Source organism: Microbulbifer sp. S227A (genome assembly GCF_049800935.1).
Map to the genome: position 1 here is coordinate 1 of NZ_JBNAFZ010000033.1, position 16,703 is coordinate 16,703.

18 protein-coding genes and 1 pseudogene are annotated in these 16,703 nt (G+C 60.1%); 12 read left to right on the forward strand and 7 right to left on the reverse strand.

The features are described 5' to 3' along the window. Positions 1 to 31 precede the first annotated feature (31 nt). The 3 genes and pseudogenes from ACP15R_RS26650 to ACP15R_RS26660 all read right to left on the reverse strand — a co-directional run bounded on the left by ACP15R_RS26650 (position 32) and on the right by ACP15R_RS26660 (position 4,152). A pseudogene (locus ACP15R_RS26650) lies at positions 32 to 1,325 on the reverse strand (IS256 family transposase). Positions 1,326 to 1,604: 279 nt separating this feature from the next. Then, complete coding sequence (locus ACP15R_RS26655; RefSeq protein WP_424988870.1) at positions 1,605 to 2,630, reverse strand: IS110 family transposase; 1,026 nt, start codon at positions 2,628 to 2,630, stop codon at positions 1,605 to 1,607. A gap of 349 nt (positions 2,631 to 2,979) precedes the next feature. Next, positions 2,980 to 4,152: a S8 family serine peptidase gene (locus tag ACP15R_RS26660; RefSeq protein WP_424988871.1), complete on the reverse strand. Its 1,173-nt coding sequence runs from the start codon at positions 4,150 to 4,152 to the stop codon at positions 2,980 to 2,982. Between the two features lie 179 nt (positions 4,153 to 4,331). Between ACP15R_RS26660 and ACP15R_RS26665 the strand changes: the two genes are divergently transcribed. From ACP15R_RS26665 to ACP15R_RS26685, 5 genes are all read left to right on the forward strand, one after another. Continuing rightward, positions 4,332 to 4,604 (forward strand): WGR domain-containing protein, encoded by a 273-nt coding sequence (locus ACP15R_RS26665; RefSeq protein ID WP_424988872.1) that lies wholly within the window; start codon positions 4,332 to 4,334, stop codon positions 4,602 to 4,604. A 258-nt stretch (positions 4,605 to 4,862) separates the two neighbouring features. Next, positions 4,863 to 5,840 (forward strand): AAA family ATPase, encoded by a 978-nt coding sequence (locus ACP15R_RS26670; RefSeq protein WP_424988873.1) that lies wholly within the window; start codon positions 4,863 to 4,865, stop codon positions 5,838 to 5,840. A 3-nt stretch (positions 5,841 to 5,843) separates the two neighbouring features. After that, positions 5,844 to 6,887 (forward strand): hypothetical protein, encoded by a 1,044-nt coding sequence (locus ACP15R_RS26675; RefSeq protein ID WP_424988874.1) that lies wholly within the window; start codon positions 5,844 to 5,846, stop codon positions 6,885 to 6,887. A gap of 47 nt (positions 6,888 to 6,934) precedes the next feature. Further along, entirely contained in the window at positions 6,935 to 7,117 is a 183-nt protein-coding gene (locus ACP15R_RS26680; protein ID WP_424988875.1) for a hypothetical protein, read from the forward strand. A gap of 159 nt (positions 7,118 to 7,276) precedes the next feature. After that, the gene (locus ACP15R_RS26685; RefSeq protein ID WP_424988876.1) at positions 7,277 to 7,573 is read left to right on the forward strand and encodes a hypothetical protein; all 297 of its coding nucleotides are present in this window, start codon (positions 7,277 to 7,279) and stop codon (positions 7,571 to 7,573) included. A gap of 220 nt (positions 7,574 to 7,793) precedes the next feature. On the opposite strand, the gene ACP15R_RS26690 is transcribed toward ACP15R_RS26685, so the two are convergent. The 3 genes from ACP15R_RS26690 to ACP15R_RS26700 form a co-directional block, all read right to left on the reverse strand. Continuing rightward, positions 7,794 to 8,495, reverse strand: coding sequence for an RES family NAD+ phosphorylase (locus ACP15R_RS26690; protein ID WP_424988877.1), 702 nt, complete (start codon positions 8,493 to 8,495; stop codon positions 7,794 to 7,796). Next, a complete protein-coding gene (locus ACP15R_RS26695) occupies positions 8,492 to 8,881 on the reverse strand; it encodes an MbcA/ParS/Xre antitoxin family protein (protein WP_424988878.1) in 390 nt (129 codons plus the stop codon). The genes ACP15R_RS26690 and ACP15R_RS26695 overlap by 4 nt, the downstream gene beginning before the upstream one ends. A 70-nt stretch (positions 8,882 to 8,951) precedes the next feature. Beyond that, positions 8,952 to 9,596, reverse strand: coding sequence for an antitoxin of toxin-antitoxin stability system (locus ACP15R_RS26700; protein ID WP_424988879.1), 645 nt, complete (start codon positions 9,594 to 9,596; stop codon positions 8,952 to 8,954). Between the two features lie 37 nt (positions 9,597 to 9,633). Here ACP15R_RS26700 and rhaS point away from each other — a divergent pair, with 37 nt between their 5' ends. From rhaS to ACP15R_RS26735, 7 genes are all read left to right on the forward strand, one after another. Further along, positions 9,634 to 10,776: a rhamnose ABC transporter substrate-binding protein gene (gene rhaS, locus ACP15R_RS26705; protein WP_424988880.1), complete on the forward strand. Its 1,143-nt coding sequence runs from the start codon at positions 9,634 to 9,636 to the stop codon at positions 10,774 to 10,776. A gap of 178 nt (positions 10,777 to 10,954) precedes the next feature. After that, on the forward strand, positions 10,955 to 12,466 hold the full coding sequence (locus ACP15R_RS26710; protein ID WP_424988881.1) for a sugar ABC transporter ATP-binding protein: 1,512 nt from the start codon (positions 10,955 to 10,957) through the stop codon (positions 12,464 to 12,466). 7 nt (positions 12,467 to 12,473) lie between these two features. Next, positions 12,474 to 13,457 carry an ABC transporter permease gene (locus ACP15R_RS26715; RefSeq protein WP_424988882.1) on the forward strand — a complete coding sequence of 328 codons (984 nt, stop codon included), beginning with the start codon at positions 12,474 to 12,476 and terminating at the stop codon, positions 13,455 to 13,457. Beyond that, entirely contained in the window at positions 13,454 to 14,437 is a 984-nt protein-coding gene (locus tag ACP15R_RS26720; RefSeq protein WP_424988883.1) for an ABC transporter permease, read from the forward strand. Before ACP15R_RS26715 ends, ACP15R_RS26720 begins: the two co-directional genes overlap by 4 nt. Continuing rightward, positions 14,437 to 14,751 carry an L-rhamnose mutarotase gene (rhaM, locus tag ACP15R_RS26725; RefSeq protein WP_424988884.1) on the forward strand — a complete coding sequence of 105 codons (315 nt, stop codon included), beginning with the start codon at positions 14,437 to 14,439 and terminating at the stop codon, positions 14,749 to 14,751. The genes ACP15R_RS26720 and rhaM overlap by 1 nt, the downstream gene beginning before the upstream one ends. Further along, the gene (locus ACP15R_RS26730) at positions 14,748 to 15,578 is read left to right on the forward strand and encodes an FGGY family carbohydrate kinase (protein ID WP_424988885.1); all 831 of its coding nucleotides are present in this window, start codon (positions 14,748 to 14,750) and stop codon (positions 15,576 to 15,578) included. Before rhaM ends, ACP15R_RS26730 begins: the two co-directional genes overlap by 4 nt. Next, positions 15,527 to 16,147 carry a hypothetical protein gene (locus ACP15R_RS26735; RefSeq protein ID WP_424988886.1) on the forward strand — a complete coding sequence of 207 codons (621 nt, stop codon included), beginning with the start codon at positions 15,527 to 15,529 and terminating at the stop codon, positions 16,145 to 16,147. The genes ACP15R_RS26730 and ACP15R_RS26735 overlap by 52 nt, the downstream gene beginning before the upstream one ends. Before the next feature lie 27 nt (positions 16,148 to 16,174). On the opposite strand, the gene tnpA is transcribed toward ACP15R_RS26735, so the two are convergent. After that, positions 16,175 to 16,576 carry an IS200/IS605 family transposase gene (gene tnpA, locus ACP15R_RS26740; RefSeq protein ID WP_424985241.1) on the reverse strand — a complete coding sequence of 134 codons (402 nt, stop codon included), beginning with the start codon at positions 16,574 to 16,576 and terminating at the stop codon, positions 16,175 to 16,177. Between the last annotated feature and the right edge of the window lie 127 nt (positions 16,577 to 16,703).

A 16,703-nucleotide genomic window follows, 5' to 3' on the forward strand; every position in this document is an offset into this window, starting at 1 on the left:
CGAGATATGCGCAGAAGTTGGTGACGCTTGATCAGGCGGCGATTTGAACGTGGCGGAGACCGTCGCGGAACTCAACCCCTTCGATGATTTCGGGCAGGCGGTTCCGACCGTCGAGTTTGCGCCATTTTCCTTGCGCTGACATCATCAGCTTGAATGCCATGGCCAGTCCGGTCTTGCGGCTGAGGCAGCCCTTGGTGCGTTTCGTGCGATGCCGGACGGTGGCAAAGGTGCTTTCGATCGGGTTTGACGTGCGGACGTGCTTCCAGTGTTCGGCCGGGTAATCGTAGAATGTCAGCAGCGCGCCCCGGTCCTTGACCAGCTTGGCCACCGCCTTGTCCCATTTCACGCCGTAGGTTTCGACGAAGAAGTCGAAGGCGGTCTCTGCCTCGGCGCGGGTTTCGGCTTGCCAACCTCTCGGGGCATTTCGTGCCGAAATGCCCTGCCGGTCAGCGGATGTCGTGCAGATGGCCCTTGGCTTTGGTCTGCATGGATTTGGACAGCGCATTGAGCACGTTCATGGTCTTGTGAACCCAACACCGCTGTTCTCTGGTCGTGGCGAACACTTCGCGCAGCGCGGTCCAGAATCCCAGAGCGCCATCACCGACGGCCAGCTTGGGATCCTGCTTCAGGCCGCGGCGCTTGAGATCGAGGAGCACCTCGCGCCAGCTCTCGGTGCTTTCGCGGAAGCCGTCGGTCATGGCCAGCAACTCCTTGCGGCCGTATTCGTCGGCCCCCACGATCACCAGAACGCATTGTTTTTCCTCGGTCATGCGCGGTTTGAAATAGACCCCATCGGCCCAGATGTAGAGGAACCTCCGTGTGCCGAGGTCGCGTTTCTGCCAAGCCTCGTAGTCTTTCCACCAATCGGCTTTCAACCGCGTGATGGTCTTGGCGGACAGGCCCATGGCGTTCGGACCCAGCAGCGCTTCCAGGGCTTTGCTGAAATCACCCGTGGACAAGCCCTTGAGGTAAAGCCACGGCAGCCGTTCCTCGACCAATTTCGCCTTGCGCAAGTAACGCGGCAGAATGCTGGGCGTGAACGTGATCCTGTCTTCACCAGGCCCGCGATCCCGCACGCGAGGCACCTTCACCGGCACCGGACCAATGCCGGTCATCACCTCGCGTTCGGGTAGATGACCATGGCGCACCAGGCGCGCCCGCCCGTCCTCGAGCTTGTCCGCTGAAAAGGCGGCCATGAGCGCCGCCAGTTCCGCATGGATCGCCTGTTCGATCAGCTTGCGCGCTCCATCGCGCAGGACGTCAGTGAATGGGTCGGAACCAAATCCTGATGGATCGGGCAGTTCAGCAATGGTATTCTCTGGCATGTGGCATGTATGGATGCCGCCGTTAGTGCAAGGGTTTATTGAAACTATGAGTGCGTGATCAGGTGCGGTCATGTATAAGGCCTCTTCATTGTGGCTCTGTTGATGGCCGCGGGCCGGTATGGTGATGCGCGAACCGGGTCCAAATCATATCCGAGAGCTGTAAGCTCAATGCCACATAGATGGTTTTCCCAGTCCGGATCTGGCCGATCAATCTCCCATAAGTATCAGTGACCTCCTCACACGTCTCTTACACCGGGGCGCCGGTTGCGCATATCGCTGCTACGCCACCGCCTCGGGGTTCCGATAATCCTCGTTCTTCGTCATCATCGCCCAGATTGCACGGGCCATTCTATTGGCCAAGGTGATCGCCGCCACGAGTTTGGGCTTTCGTGCAAGAAGGCGTTCCGGCCAGGAACCCTTTTTGACACCGAACCGGCTGGCCGCGGTAATGACAGACATTGCACCACGTATCAGATGGCTGCGGATGTCCACCTGACCCATCTTCGAAACCTTTCCAAGACGGCTTTTGCCGCCCGTGGAATTTTGTCTGGGCACCAGCCCAAGCCAAGCCGAGAAATCCCGACCCCGGATGAAACACGTCGGATCTGGCGCGAAGGTTTCTATGGCCATGGCGGTCTGTAGCCCGACCCCCGGCACGGTCTGCAGTCGTTTCACGACGGTTGAGGTCTTCGCCACTGCCTTCATCGCCTCGGTCATCTCGGCGATTTGCTCCGTCAGTCCCGCAATGTGATCGACATAGACACGGGCCATTCCTCTGACTTTATCCGGCAGGGCCACCGTCTCATCTTCGATCATGGCGGACAGCCTCTTCAGGCCACACTTGTTTGTCGCAGCAATCACACCGTGTTCCGCCAGATGCGAGCGTAAAGCGTTGATCGTTTGGGTGCGCTGGCCGATAAACATCTGTCGGGTCCGATAGGCCATGGCACTGACCTGTTGTTCCTCTGACTTGACCTCGACAAACCTCATGGTGGGGCGTGATGCCGCCTCAGCAATCGCTTCAGCATCAGCCATATCGTTTTTCTGGCGTTTGACGTAAGGCTTCACGTATTGTGGCGGGATCAGACGCGAACTGTGACCGAGGCTGCCAATCTCCCGCGCCCAGCCATGCGCGGTCGCGCATGCCTCCATGGCCACAATACACTTCGGTTGTTCGGAGAGAAACGGAAGAACCTGATTGCGGGCAAGCTTCTTGCGAAAAGCGACCGCGCCGGTCTCGGATGCGCCATGAGCCTGGAAAACGTTCTTTGCCAGATCAAGGCCGATGATGGAAACTTGTGCCATGTTGAAGCGTCCTTTCGAGCACCATGCTGTGCCGTCAAGGTGACGGCATATTGCGATGCCTGCAGATGGCGGCATCCACACCATCATATCCCTTTCTCGGCTGAGAATTGACGGCGTCTGAACACCGCCATGATATGCCGCCCCTCAGGGCATCACCAACTTTCGCGCGTTACTCTTGTAAAATCAGTGACTTACCAAAAACCGATAATCCGTTTATATAATGTGGGCGGGAATCGGATTGCCGCTGCATGCGCGATCCGGATGGGGTGCCTCGGCAGGAGCGGACATTCAGATGGGATCTGTAGGTCGAATAATCAGCCTTTTCCGCCAGCACGAAGCACGCCAGACTTCATATCCCTATTTCAATATCCTGGGAGACCGGCACAGTGCCGCAAACGATCGCGTTGATGTCTGTATGCAAGGTCACGTCTTCTTTTGCAGTCTTGACTGACACCACCAACGCATATCGCGTCTTTTGCTGCCGTGTAGCAGTGTCTGCGCGGTTCTTCCACCAACCACCGACTGGCTTCACGCAGAGTATATTGCGCGCTAGGAGCCACGCGGCCGGCCCATTCCATTCGTTGCAATGCAGCGATCCAGACGCCGTGCCATCAGGAAAGCGCCAATTGTCAGTGTCAGACTGTATGGGGGGCCTGCGCCGTGGATCTGCTCGCTCATCGGCGTTCACCCTCATTTTGAAATCATCAGTGCTTTCCATCCGGCGTTTCAAGTCGAACCGTAAGCCGAACGATTGATACCGATATGGATCGAGCGATGCCAACGCTCCGGGGTTTGGATCAACAAAGTAAGACAAGGTGATCTTCAGCCTTACCTCCTCATCGCCTAGCGCTTCAAATGCCTGACGCGGCCAAGGCAAGTTGTAGTAGTGACAATCCTGGAAACCCGAGGCGCTGTAGGGCTGTATTTCGGACTGCGCCACCAACGCCAGATGGTTCTCAGCAGAGGCAATTGCACGCTCATAAGTTGGCACACCGTAACCAAAGTGCCGTAGCAATCGGGCAGCTTCGGTTTTGCCTAACGGGTCCAAAGCGAACCGCATCTTGTCGGTCCACTCGGCACCGTGGATCATCAAAGCACGGATCGTCTCCGGCCAGTAGTCAGGCTTGGCCGCCATCAAGCGGCATGCCAGTCGGGCAGCTTCGGCTGTGGCAGCGCTTGTAGCTCGAAACGGCACCAACGGTCGTTGGTCGACTTCGGGACCCGACGTTGCGACCGAAAGAGACGTCGTATCGACAACAGTGGTTCGGGATGCATCCACTGCGCGGTTCCCAGCTTCCATGACAATGTCGGGCTTGAACGGCCTGTTGCGCCCGGTCGTCCATAGCGTCGAAGTTCTCGTGAAAGGGCTAAGGTCGCCTGCTTCCGCAAGCGGTGAATGGTCGGCCAATTCAGGTTCGGCGATGTGAATTTTATCAGTGTAGCCACCAACGGTTACGACATTCCATGCCTGTGCCGGGTCTTCGATTGGATATGTGTCCGAGGGTTGCACCTCCTGCAACATGATCGGGTTTCCCCGGAACCGGTATCCAGGAAAACCTCGCCGATAAAGCCAAGAAGCTGGGCATCCCGGTCATGAAATTCGAGAAGGGGGCGTGAGCCCCCTATTTCTTTTCTGGACAGAACATTGTGGAAACACGGACATACACTTGGTATTGTTGTCGCAGACAAGGCTACCGCAAGATGTTCGATGAAGCGCAGCAATTGGAAGTGTTTCCGACGACGGTCGATCTCCAGCGGATCGATCCGTCTCTCAACATGAGGCGGTTCTACAGGATGAGTGTTCAGCCCGATCTCTTCGGTGGCGTAAGCCTGGTGCGGGAATGGGGTCGGATCGGTTACCGTGGTCAGATGCTGGTCGAACAGCATGTTGACGAGGGCAGGGCGGTCAACGCTTTGATGAAGCTGTCGGTGACGAAGAAGCGGCGGGGGTATCGGTTATTGTCTGACTCGTAGGAAGGCCAATACGGACGTTCAACGTCGACCGACATGCTGCGTTGCAGAGCGTTTTGGCAGACATTTTTCGCCAGAGGCGTTACGCTAACAATGTCATGTTCTTGCGTGGGATGCTGAATGCCCGTCGACAAATCAGCGAGGATTTGCGATCTTCGCTCGAAACCTAGACGGTCCGAATGACTAACCCGTTGGGAAAGAAGGAAATCGTCGCAAGCACCAAGGGTTTGGAGTATGTCTAACGCAAAGCAGATACTGGCTATGCTCCAAAGCAAGGCGGACGGTGACGACGAGCATTTCTATTCAATTGCGTTGCAGGTTGCTGCTGCAGAAGCGCGGCAAGGGCGACGTACACTCGCGGAAGAACTGAGGTCCGCTGTAGACAAGGCGCGGGAGAAGGCTGCGTCGGGCCAAACCGTCGCTGTGCCCTTCGCGTCCCCGCGTGGTGATCTTGCCGATTTGATCGAGATGCGTTCGCCGCGCTTCGATCTTGAAAGCGTGGTCATGGATGCCTCGTTGCGTGCGCGGCTGGACGACGTTGTCTTGCAACAGCACAAGCGGGCCTGGCTACGAGAACACGGCAAGACACCCAACCGTCGTGTTCTGTTCGTCGGGCCGCCGGGTGCGGGCAAGACAATGTCGGCGGAAGCCTTGGCTGGTGAGTTGCGGTTGCCGTTGTTCGTAATCCGCCTAGAAAGCCTGATCACGCGCTTCATGGGTGAGACTGCCGCCAAGCTTAGACTCGTTTTTGACGAAACGGCCCGTCACCGGGGGGTATATCTCTTTGACGAATTCGATGCTGTTGGAGGAAATCGAGGCGCGACGAATGACGTTGCCGAGATGCGCCGCGTGTTGAATTCTTTCCTGCAGTTCATGGAAGAGCCGAACTCCACGGACAGCGTGATCATTGGCGCAACGAATTATCCAGACCTGCTCGACCCGGCTCTATTGCGCCGGTTCGATTTGGTTATGGAATTCTGTCCGCCCACTGACGAAGAAATCCGCACGATCATCAAGTTCAATCTGCGGCCAATGAAATTCCCCAACCTGAAGTGGAAGAGCATTCTTGCATCGGCCCAGGGGTTGAGCCAGTCTGAGATTGCCCGCGCAACAGAAGACGCGGTGAAAAGCGCAATCCTGGCTGAGCGGAAGAACGTGACTTCGGACGATCTGCTGCGCAGGCTGAATGACAGGCGAGAAATGCGAGAGGCGTTTCGACCTTCGGCAGTGAACAAGTAGTAGATGGCATCCAAGTACTCCTTACCGCATATCAACATCGAAAGCAGACGGGAGCGCGCGGACTTCAAGTCCACGAATGAGCGTTTTCCCGGAAGCCCTCCTCCTCGGGACCGCCAGCAGCATGGCGCAATGCTCCGAGGGCAGATCTCGCAGGCAGCAACCGAATTTGAGCAGGATCGTCCGCGCGATGAACGGGTATCTCCCGCTGCCGGTGTCTATTTGGAAGTCGAGCTTAGACCGAACGCTAGCCCGGATAGTCTGGAGAGGAAGAAAAGCCATCTGAAACCGGCTTCTGCAAAGCTGGGAGCCGCCGATACTCGGATCGTTGGCTTGTTTGTTCCTGAGGACGCAAAGCCGGTACTTGAAAGCATTCTGGCCGACTACCAGTCGGGCGATCTGACTGAAAGAGGTCAAAACCCGCCATACAAGTCATTCGTTGAACCGATTGAGGCCATCCGAAAGGCTCGTCTCGAAACCTTCTGGACAGATGATCCGGAAGCGCTGCCGCAAGACCCCAACGATACGATCTGGTGGGAGGTGTGGTGCATCAAGTCGGCAGAAGATGCTCTGGATGCTTTGGCTGAAAAGCTCGATGCACGATGCGTTCCAAAGGAACAGCGTTTGGTGTTTCCAGAACACGTGGTTGTTCCCGTTCTTGCCTCGCGCGCAACCATCGAGTTGATGCTATTTGCGCGGTTTTCGATCACGGAACTTCGGCGAGCCACGGATACTCCGCATTTCTTCATTGACGACCTCAATCCTGATGAACAGTTTGAATGGGCCGACGATCTTGCGGGCCGGATCGAATGGCCGGGTGCAGAAGTTCCTGCGGTTTGCCTTTTGGACAGTGGCGTCAGCCCCATGGGCAGTGGCGTCGAGAACTGCTGGAACCGCTCCATCTCCTCGGACCGCCGGGTGTGCGTAGGCAAGAGGTCCGCCACCTTGGCAAGGATCGGCAGCAGGGCAGCGGGCGAGCCCGCCCGGGCCAGAAGCGCGCGGCCGAATTTCCGCAGGAAGAGAACCAGCGCCACCTCGCCCGCCTCATAGGCGAGCTTCCAGTCCCACGCGCCATCGGCATCGGAACCGCCAAAGGCATGTTCCATCTCGCGGCGCAGGCGCAGCGCGTCGATCTGAAGCCCTTGCGCCAGATCGGGCTGCAGCGCTTCGGCAACAGCAACGATCGCAGGGGCGGGATTTGCTGCCAACGGGACAATGGGCGCAGGCAAGGACGCCTGCGCAACAGGGGCAAGATGGGTCATCGGGAAACTCCGGAATGAAGGACAGGATCAGGCCCGGACACCCTCTCTCGGGCAGCCTCGGACCTGATCTTTTCCGGCCCCTCTCTCCCTCTCGCACCAAGGTGTTCCCGACGCTTGGCTTGATTTTGTTCTTTTTATGTTCTATTTTCAGAACCAAGCCAGAAAGGGGGTTCCACCATGGAAAGCACCAAGCACGCCATGCCCGTAACACCCAAGCAGATTGCCTATGCGCGGTCGCTCGCCCTGCGCAACCGGACGCTCCTGCCCTGGGAGGTCCAGCAAGACCGGCGATCTTTGAGCGCTTGGATCGAGGCTCAGGCCCGGCTGAAGCCGGTATCGGACATGGACCGGCTACCCACGTCCAAGCAGGTGGCCTTTGCTGAGAAACTCGCCCGGATCAAACGGTGCGCCGTTCCGGACGAATGCTTCCGCGACAGGGGGCTCATGTCGAAGTGGATCGACGGGAACAGGTGACGGGTGTCAGCTGGTGGATGGCGTGTCGGCGCAAGAATCCACCAAGGCTTCCTTCCGCCTGCGAAATGCTGCCCGTAGCGCTTCTGTCGATAAGGGTGGAGAATCCAACGCCTCAAAGAACGCCTGATGGTCACATGGCTTCAAGTTCGTGACGTCGGCGCTGTTGTCGTTTGCCTGTTTCATTTCTTCGGACCCCCAAAGGCGCATGCGCTGCAACTTGTCAGCCGACAGCCGCAATCGAGTAGTGCGGTGTCCCATCCCACACAAGATCCCAAGACGCGCCCGGACGGACGTTCTGAATTGCGTGGGGCTCGAAGCAGACCAGGCAAATCCCACCCGGTGCAGGAGCCCGGACCGAAGGGTAAATCAGGCCTCGCGATCCACCCCGGCGCAGATGCTGGGCCAGGCTTTGGCCCTCGGGATACCCGACAACCGGATCCGGATGCAGGGCCGGATGACCTGCCTCATCGGTCATGTCGTCGAAGACGCCGATGAAGTCTGCCAGCAATTCCACATAGCGGGCGCTGTCATGGAAACTGCCGGTAAAGCCGAGTTCACGCGTGCGGTGCCAGGCCACTTCGCTGACAGAAACCATCACACCCCATGCGCAGTACCAGGCACCTCTCTCCTCGGTGTTAAAGCGGTTTCCGCCGGCGCGGGTGTAGGTGAATGCGGCGTTGACGTGACTGTCCCCATAGATGCGCAGATCACGGCTGCGGCGTTGCCAAGCGAGTTCGCGCGGGTCCAGGTGCGGGTTGCGCCCGCGTTCGGCCTGTAGACGTCCACTGGTCAGGCCCTCGATCTCTGCCAAGATCTCCATCTCGTCATCGGTATCGACGAGACCGCGCAGCGATGGTGGCTTGTGGTAGGTGGCGGGCAGGAGACGAACGAGACCGCGATCGGAAATCTCGGTCTGCTTCATGCCCCACCACGCAACGCATCGAGATAGGTCCGCACCGCCATGATCTGCGGCAAGCCCCCATCGATGGCCGTGTCGACGGGACGGTTGCCCCCGAACAGCGGGCCGGTGTTCGGTCGGGTGAACCAGCCTCGCGCGAGCGGCTCCGAGAAGTAGAGTTCGAGCGACTTGAAGATGCCAATTACAGCGCTGAGCCGCAGCAGTTGGTCCTTGGTGAGCTCTCCGGCGAAATCCGGCTTCTTGGCGCGCTTCCACGTGCTCTCTGACATGTCGGCAAGGCCAGCCGCTTCCTTGAGACTGAGCCCCCAAGCATCGGCCACGCGTGCATAAGCTTTCAACGCGACGGCGTTGATCTGTGCGGGTTCCCGGATTTTCTCTGCAACGTACATGGCGTCCTCCACTGGCTTCAATATAGTCCATATGGACTCATTGTAAAGATCAAATGAACTGCTCGCACTCTCACCCGAACCGCCGCCCGGCTTCAGTGAACGTGTACTCGTTGACGATGATCCCCTCCTCGATGGCCTGGTCTGAGGTGAGGTGGTCGTATTCGGCTTCAAGCTGGCGGTAGAGCCAGCGGGCCAGATCACGCAGCGCCTCGGTCACGACTTCTTGCGCGTCCTCGGTCGGCGGCTGCCAGGTCGCGCTGTCCCGCGAGACGTCCACCGACATGGTGTATTCATGGTAGTAGCGGCCACGGTGGCTGGCCTCGGCGGCGAGCTGGTAGAAGTTCCGCCGCTGGATGGCCTGCAGCCGGTCGGCGATGCCGTGCAACGTCGCGTCCGTGGGCGCGTAGTCCCGAATGCGCGCGGCGGCGCCCTTGGCGTGGGACCAGTAGCCTTCGAACGAAGCTCCATCACCCTGGCTCCAGAAGCCGGAGAACCAGATGCAGGGCTTGGCCCGCGTCCCGCCGCCCATCAAGCGGACGGAGGTGGTTTTCAGGCGGATGCCGAGGATCGCGCAGACCCGCTCAAAATCCTCATAGACCGCGTCCCACCAATCGTCATGGGGGCCAAGCTCGCGATACCAGCTGCGCGCCTTCTCCTTGGCGGCATCCGAGAGTTCGGGGAACTGGTAGACGGTGGTGCAGATCACCTCAGGCATCGATGTCCTCCCCGTTCAATGCGGCGGCCAGCCATTCTTGCGTGCTGGACCAGCCCATGGATTTGCGCGCGCCGAGATCGATGGCATGCGCGCCGCCACCAAAGGCGTCGAGTCGTGGCCGAGAGCAGGTCAGAGAATACTGGAACCCCCAAGGGCCGGTGAGGTCGAGCTCTTCAGCAAGACGCAGGGCGAAGCGGATGACGGCTTCGACATCGCCGTTCCCGTCATCATGGATCCAAAGGCTGCTGCCCTCGGGCGCGTCCTGGCGCACGAGATCAAAGCCCGCAAGGCGCTTGGCATCGGTTTCTTCGAGGCCGCACAGAAGGGCGCTGAAGAAGCCGCCGCAGAACTGGGCGGTATCGAAATCATCTATACCGGCCCGACCGACACCACCGCCGAGGGCCAGATCGAAGTGATCAACTCGCTGATCGCTCAAGGCGTCGATGCGATTGCCGTGTCGTCCAATGACACCGATGCGCTGGTGCCGACGCTGAAAAAAGCGATGCAACGCGGGATCACTGTGGTGTCGTGGGATTCGGGCGTTGCCGAGGAAGGCCGCCAGGTCCACCTCAACCCCTCGTCCAACCCGCTGATCGGCAACATGATTATCAAGCTCGCCGCGGATCACCTGCCCGATGGTGGCCAGGTCGCGCTGCTTTCGGCCACCACCACCTCGACCAACCAGAACATCTGGATCGAAGAGATGACCAAGGTGATGGGTGAGTATCCGGGCATCGAGGTGGTCTCGACCGTCTACGGCGACGACCTCGCCGACAAGTCCTATCGCGAGGCCCAGGGCCTCATGCAGTCATACCCCGATCTCGACGCGATCATCGCACCGACCTCGGTGGGGATCGTGGCCGCCGCACAGGCGGTCGAAGACGCGGGCAAGATCGGCGAGGTCAACGTGACCGGTCTCGGCCTGCCCTCGGAAATGGCAGGTGCGATCGAAAGCGGCGCGTCGAAAAGCTTTGCCATCTGGAACCCGATCGATCTGGGTTATTCGGCGGCGATGATCGCCCACGCGCTGGCCTCGGGTGAAGTTGTGGCCGAGCCGGGTGCCGAGATCGCGATCGGGCGCATGGGCACCATAACGCTGGATGACACGAACGCCGCCGCGATGGCAGATCCATTTGTCTACGACAGCTCGAATATCGACGAGTTCAAGTCGATTTTCTAAGTGTTGCCGCGCTTTCGCGCGCCAACCGATCGGGGGGCTTTGCCCCGCAACCCTTCGGGCATGAACCGATAGCGCACGATAGGCACCCCCCGAGCTATTATCAATAAAATGAAGGCTGGACGCCGGCGCCCGTGGCAGCCGAGTGAGCCTCGCAGTCGTTGGAGCGGCCATGTTGCAAATGACCCAGACAAAAAGCCGACAGGACGTGATACCGGTTCTTGCGCTCGACGGGATCACCAAGACCTTTCCGGGCGTCAAGGCGCTGGATGGCGTGTCGCTGCAGCTTTACCCCGGGCAGGTCACAGCGTTGATCGGCGAAAACGGTGCGGGCAAGTCGACCGTGGTAAAGACGCTGACCGGCATTTACCAGCCCGATGGCGGCGAGATCTTAGTCGATGGCGCGGCCACGCGCTTTCCCACCGCGCAGGATGCGGCCGACGCGGGGATCACCGCGATTCACCAGGAAACGGTACTGTTCGACGAGCTCTCTGTGGCCGAGAACATTTTTCTCGGCCATGCGCCGCGCGGTCGCTTCGGGCTGATCGACTGGGCCGAGATGTCGCGGCGGGCGACGGAAATCCTGCGTGGCATCGGTGCCGAGATCGACCCGACCCACAAGCTGCGCGACCTGGGCATTGCCAACAAGCACCTGGTGGCTATTGCCCGGGCGCTCTCCATCGATGCTCGCGTGGTTATTATGGACGAGCCAACGGCAGCCCTGTCGCACAAGGAGATCCAGGAGCTTTATGAGCTGGTGGAAAAGCTAAAAGCGCAGGGCAAGGCGATCCTCTTCATCAGCCACAAGTTCGACGAGATCTTTCGCATCGCCGACCGCTATACCGTGTTCCGCGATAGCCAGTTCATCGGCGACGGGTTGATCGCCGATGTGAGCGAGGCCGACCTCGTGAAGATGATGGTCGGCCGCGACGTGAGCCAGATTTTCCCGACCCGTAGTAGTAGCCCTGGCGAAGAGGTTCTGCGCGTCGAGGGGATGAATCACTCGACAGAGTTTGCTGACATTGGCTTCACACTTAAACGCGGTGAAATCCTCGGCTTTTACGGCCTGGTCGGTGCCGGGCGGTCGGAGTTCATGCAGGCACTTTTCGGGATCACGATGGCATCCAGTGGCCGCGTGACCATCGACGGCACCGCTGCCGAGATCCGCTCGCCTGCCGATGCGGTCGATGCCGGCATCGTCTATGTTCCGGAAGACCGGGGCAAACAGGGTGCGATCACGCCGCTGCCAATATTCCAGAACGTCACCCTGCCCTCGTTGAGACGTACCTCGCGCAAGGGCTTCCTGCGGCTGGCCGAGGAGTTTCGGCTGGCACGGGAGTATACCGAGCGGCTCGACCTGCGTGCCGCTTCGCTCGATACAGCGGTCGGCACCCTCTCGGGCGGCAACCAGCAAAAGGTGGTTATCGCCAAGTGGCTGGCCACGAAGCCAAAGGTCATCATCCTTGATGAACCCACCAAGGGCATCGACATCGGCTCCAAAGCCGCGGTGCATGAGTTCATGGCTGAACTGGCCGCCGAGGGGCTTGCCGTGATCATGGTCAGCTCGGAGATCCCCGAAGTGCTTGGCATGTCGGACCGCGTCATCGTGATGCGCGAAGGCCGCATGGCTGCCGAATTGGCCGGAGACGACCTGACCCCGGAAACGCTTGTCCGCCACGCGGCGGGGATATGAGGATGTGATGCTGCAACGATTGATAACCTCGCGCGAGGCGCTGCTCCTGGGCGCCATTGCGGTACTGCTGGCGCTAATCGCCAGCCGCTTTCCCGGTTTCGTGACGCCGGCCAACCTGGCGGATGTGTTCAATGACACCGCGCCGCTGATCCTGCTGGCGGCGGGGCAGATGATCGTCATTCTGACGCGCTGCATCGACCTCTCGGTGGCCGCCAACCTGGCGCTGACCGGCATGGTGGTAGCGATGATCAACGTGGCCTTTCCGGGCTTGCCTGTGGCGGCAATCCTTGCAATGGTGGTGGCCCTTGGTGCGCTGATGGGTATGTTCAACGGCCTGCTGGTGTGGAAGCTCGACATCCCGCCGATCGTGGTGACCTTGGGCACCATGACCATATTCCGCGGCATCATCTTCCTGATTTCCGACGGCAAATGGGTCAACAGTCACGAAATGTCGCCGACCTTCAAGACCTTCCCCCGTGCCGAGATCCTCGGCCTGCCGATGCTGAGCTGGACCGCCATCTTCGCGGTGATCGTCTTCACAGTTGTCATGTCGCGCACCACGCTGGGCCGGGCCGCATACGCCGTGGGCGGCAATCCGCATGCCGCGACCTATACCGGGATCGACGTGGGCCGCACGCAGTTCTGGGCCTTCACCATCTCGGGCGCATTGGCCGGGCTGACGGGGTATCTCTGGGTCTCGCGCTACGCGGTGGCCTACGTAGACATCGCCGGCGGTTTCGAACTCGACGTGGTCGCGGCTTGCGTGATCGGCGGCATCTCTATTGCCGGCGGCATCGGCTCAGTCGGCGGAGCGCTTCTGGGCGCGCTTTTCCTTGGTGTGATCAAGAACGCCTTGCCCGTGATCAATATCTCGCCCTTCTGGCAACTGGCGATTTCTGGCGCGGCCATCATCATCGCGGTGGCGGTGAATGCGCGGGCCTCGCAGACCAAAGGTCGGATCATCCTCAAATCAGCGGAGCACGCGACATGACCGAGACCACCCGCTTCATCCCCGACCGGCTGCAATCGCCGCTTCAGCAACGCCTGAAAAGCTGGGAGTCGCTGCTTCTCTTGGTGGCCGTGGCAATCTTTGTCGCCAATTCCTTCGCCTCGCCCTATTTCCTGAACGCCTGGAATCTGAGCGACGCCACCTTCAACTTTACCGAAAAGGCGATGATCGCCTTTGCCATGGCGCTCTTGATCATCTCGGGCGAGATTGACCTTTCGGTCGCCTCGATCATCGCGCTGGCCTCGACGGCCATGGGCGCGGCGCTGCAAATGGGGGCCGGGACGCCGGTGCTGATCCTCGTCGGGCTGGGGACCGGTGTACTTTGCGGAGCCTTCAACGGCGTGCTTGTGACACGGCTCGGCCTGCCCTCCATCGTCGTGACCATCGGTACCATGAGCCTGTTTCGTGGCCTGTCCTACATCGTGCTGGGCGACCAGGCGTTCCGTGGCTATCCGACGGATTTCGCCTTCTTCGGCCAAGGGTACGTCTTCTGGGTCATCACCTTCGAGCTGGTGCTTTTCGCGGTGCTGGCGGTGATCTACGGCGTGGTGCTGCACATGACGAACTTCGGCCGCGCCGTCTATGCCATTGGCAACAACCCCACCGGGGCGCTGTTCTCTGGCATCCGGGTGGCGCGGGTGAAGTTCATCTTGTTCCTGCTGACCGGACTGATGTCCGGGGTCGCCGCGATCTGTCTGACCTCGCGGCTTGGCTCGACGCGGCCCTCCATCGCCACGGGCTGGGAGCTTGAGGTGGTGACCATGGTGGTGCTGGGCGGGGTCAATATCCTCGGCGGCTCAGGCTCGATCCCAGGCGTGGTGATCGCGGCCTTCGTCATGGGCATGGTAACCTTCGGACTGGGGCTGCTCAATGTCCCCGGCATCGTGATGTCGATTGTGATCGGCGCTTTGCTGATCGGAGTGATCGCCCTGCCCCGTCTCTGGAAGATGTGGAGGGGATGATGGAGAAATACGCCTTCAAGATGCGGCTCAACCCGGGGTGTGAAGCGGAATACCGCAGGCGCCATGATAAAATTTGGCCGGAACTCGTGACCCTCCTGAAAGAGGCCGGTGTTTCGGATTACTCGATCCACCTCGACCGCGAGACCAACATCCTCTTTGGTGTGCTCTGGAGGACCGACACGCACACCATGAACGCCCTGCCCGAGAAAGAGGTGATGCGGCGCTGGTGGGCGCATATGGCCGACATCATGGAAACCGAGGAAGACAACAAACCGGTGGTGACTGACCTCGAACCGATGTTCCACGTGCCATGAGCCATATCGCCGTCATCGACATCGGCAAGACCAACGCCAAGCTGGCGCTGGTGAATCGGGCCGACCTTTCGGAAATCGCCGTCATCACCAGGCCCAACGCGGTGCTGCCGGGTCCGCCTTGGCCGCATTTTGATACTGAGGGCCATTGGAGCTTCCTGCTTGACGGGCTGGCCCGGTTCAATGCCGAGCACGGTATCAGCGCGATTGTCACCACAACCCACGGCGCCTGTGTCGCCTTGCTGAACAAGGACGGGGAACTGGCGGCACCGATCCTCGACTACGAACATACCGGCCCAGAGGCGCTGGCTGCCGAGTACGACGCCTTGCGCCCGGACTTTGCCGAGACCGGCTCACCGCGGCTGAGCATGGGCTTGAATGTTGGTGCGCAGTTGCATTGGCAATTCGCGCAGGATCCGCCGCTGAAAGAGCGCACGCGGACCATTGTCACCTATCCGCAATACTGGGGTTTCCGGCTGACCGGTGTCGCGGCCACCGATGTGACGTCCTTGGGCTGTCACACCGATCTCTGGAACCCGCATGCGGGGCAATTCTCGTCGCTGGTAGACAGACTTGGGATCGCCGGAAAGATCGCCCCGGCGCGCCGCTCCGGCGACATACTTGGTTCCGTCCTGCCCGAGATCGCCGCCCGCACCGGGATTGCCCCTGATACCCGGTCTATTGCGGCATTCACGACAGCAACGCCTCGCTCCTGCCGCATATTCTCGCCCATGCGCCGCCGTTTTCGGTTGTCTCCAGCGGGACGTGGACGATCGCGATGGCGATTGGCGGCAGGCCTATGCCGCTTGACCCGGCCAAAGACACTCTGATCAACGTGAATGCTCTTGGCAGCCCGGTGCCGTCGGCCCGCTTCATGGGCGGACGTGAGCATGACCTCGCCATGGCGGGCAGCACAGCCGAACCGACCGAAGCCGACTTGCGGGCGGTGCTGAACGGAGGCACGATGTTGATGCCCGCGGTGATGCCGACGGCGGGCCCTTTTCGCGGCCAGACCGCGCATTGGATAGGTCAGGAACCCGAAACCGGGACAGGCGCGCGCAGCGCTGCGGTGGCCTTCTACCTCGCGTTGGTCACCACACACTGCCTTGACCTGATCGGGCACCGGGGCGAAATCGTGGTTGAAGGCCCATTTTCGCGCAACCTCTCCTACCGGCGTATGCTGCGCGTCGCGACCGGAAGTGATGTCGTGGCGATGAACAGCGCAACAGGCACAAGCCAGGGCGCGGCACTCGTGCTGGACGGAACGGTCCGGGACGAAGGACAGAAGGCGGTGCAATCGCACAAACCGGACCCGCTGGCAGCAGAGATGACCGCCTATCGCGATGCCTGGCTTACGGCATTGGTCAAGGTTGACCGTTCCTGTCCGTCACAGCAGTGAACGACCCACCGGCTGACGCCGGTGGCATCATTTGGAGGAATGTAATTCCAGATACTGCAGGATGATATCGTCGGTGACATTCCCAGACGTGGTGGAGAAGTAGCCACGGGCCCAGAACCGCCTGCCCCAGTAGCGCTTGCGCAACTCTGGGAACTCTATCTGGATGCGGCGCGATGATCGGCCTTTGATGCGCTGCATGACACCAGACAGCGATAGCTTGGGCGGGATCGACAGAAACATATGCACGTGATCTCGCGCCAAAACGCCGCGCACAATATGTACCCCCATCTCATTGCAGGTCTGCATGATGATCTCCCGGATACGCGCGCGCATCCGTCCCCGTAGAACTTTGTACCTATACTTTGTGGCCCATACGACATGGAATCTGTGGTAAAATCGCGTGTGCGCGGATGCCGAGTAGCGCATGATCTCTCCTCCTGAAATTTGAAGCCTTACCGCCTCAGCGGGCTTCAAATTTCAGGAGGAGAGATCAGCAGAAGATTCGCTGAAGCGGACCGGCTGGAAGCCGGTGGCTTCGATCCGTTAGATGGAAAGT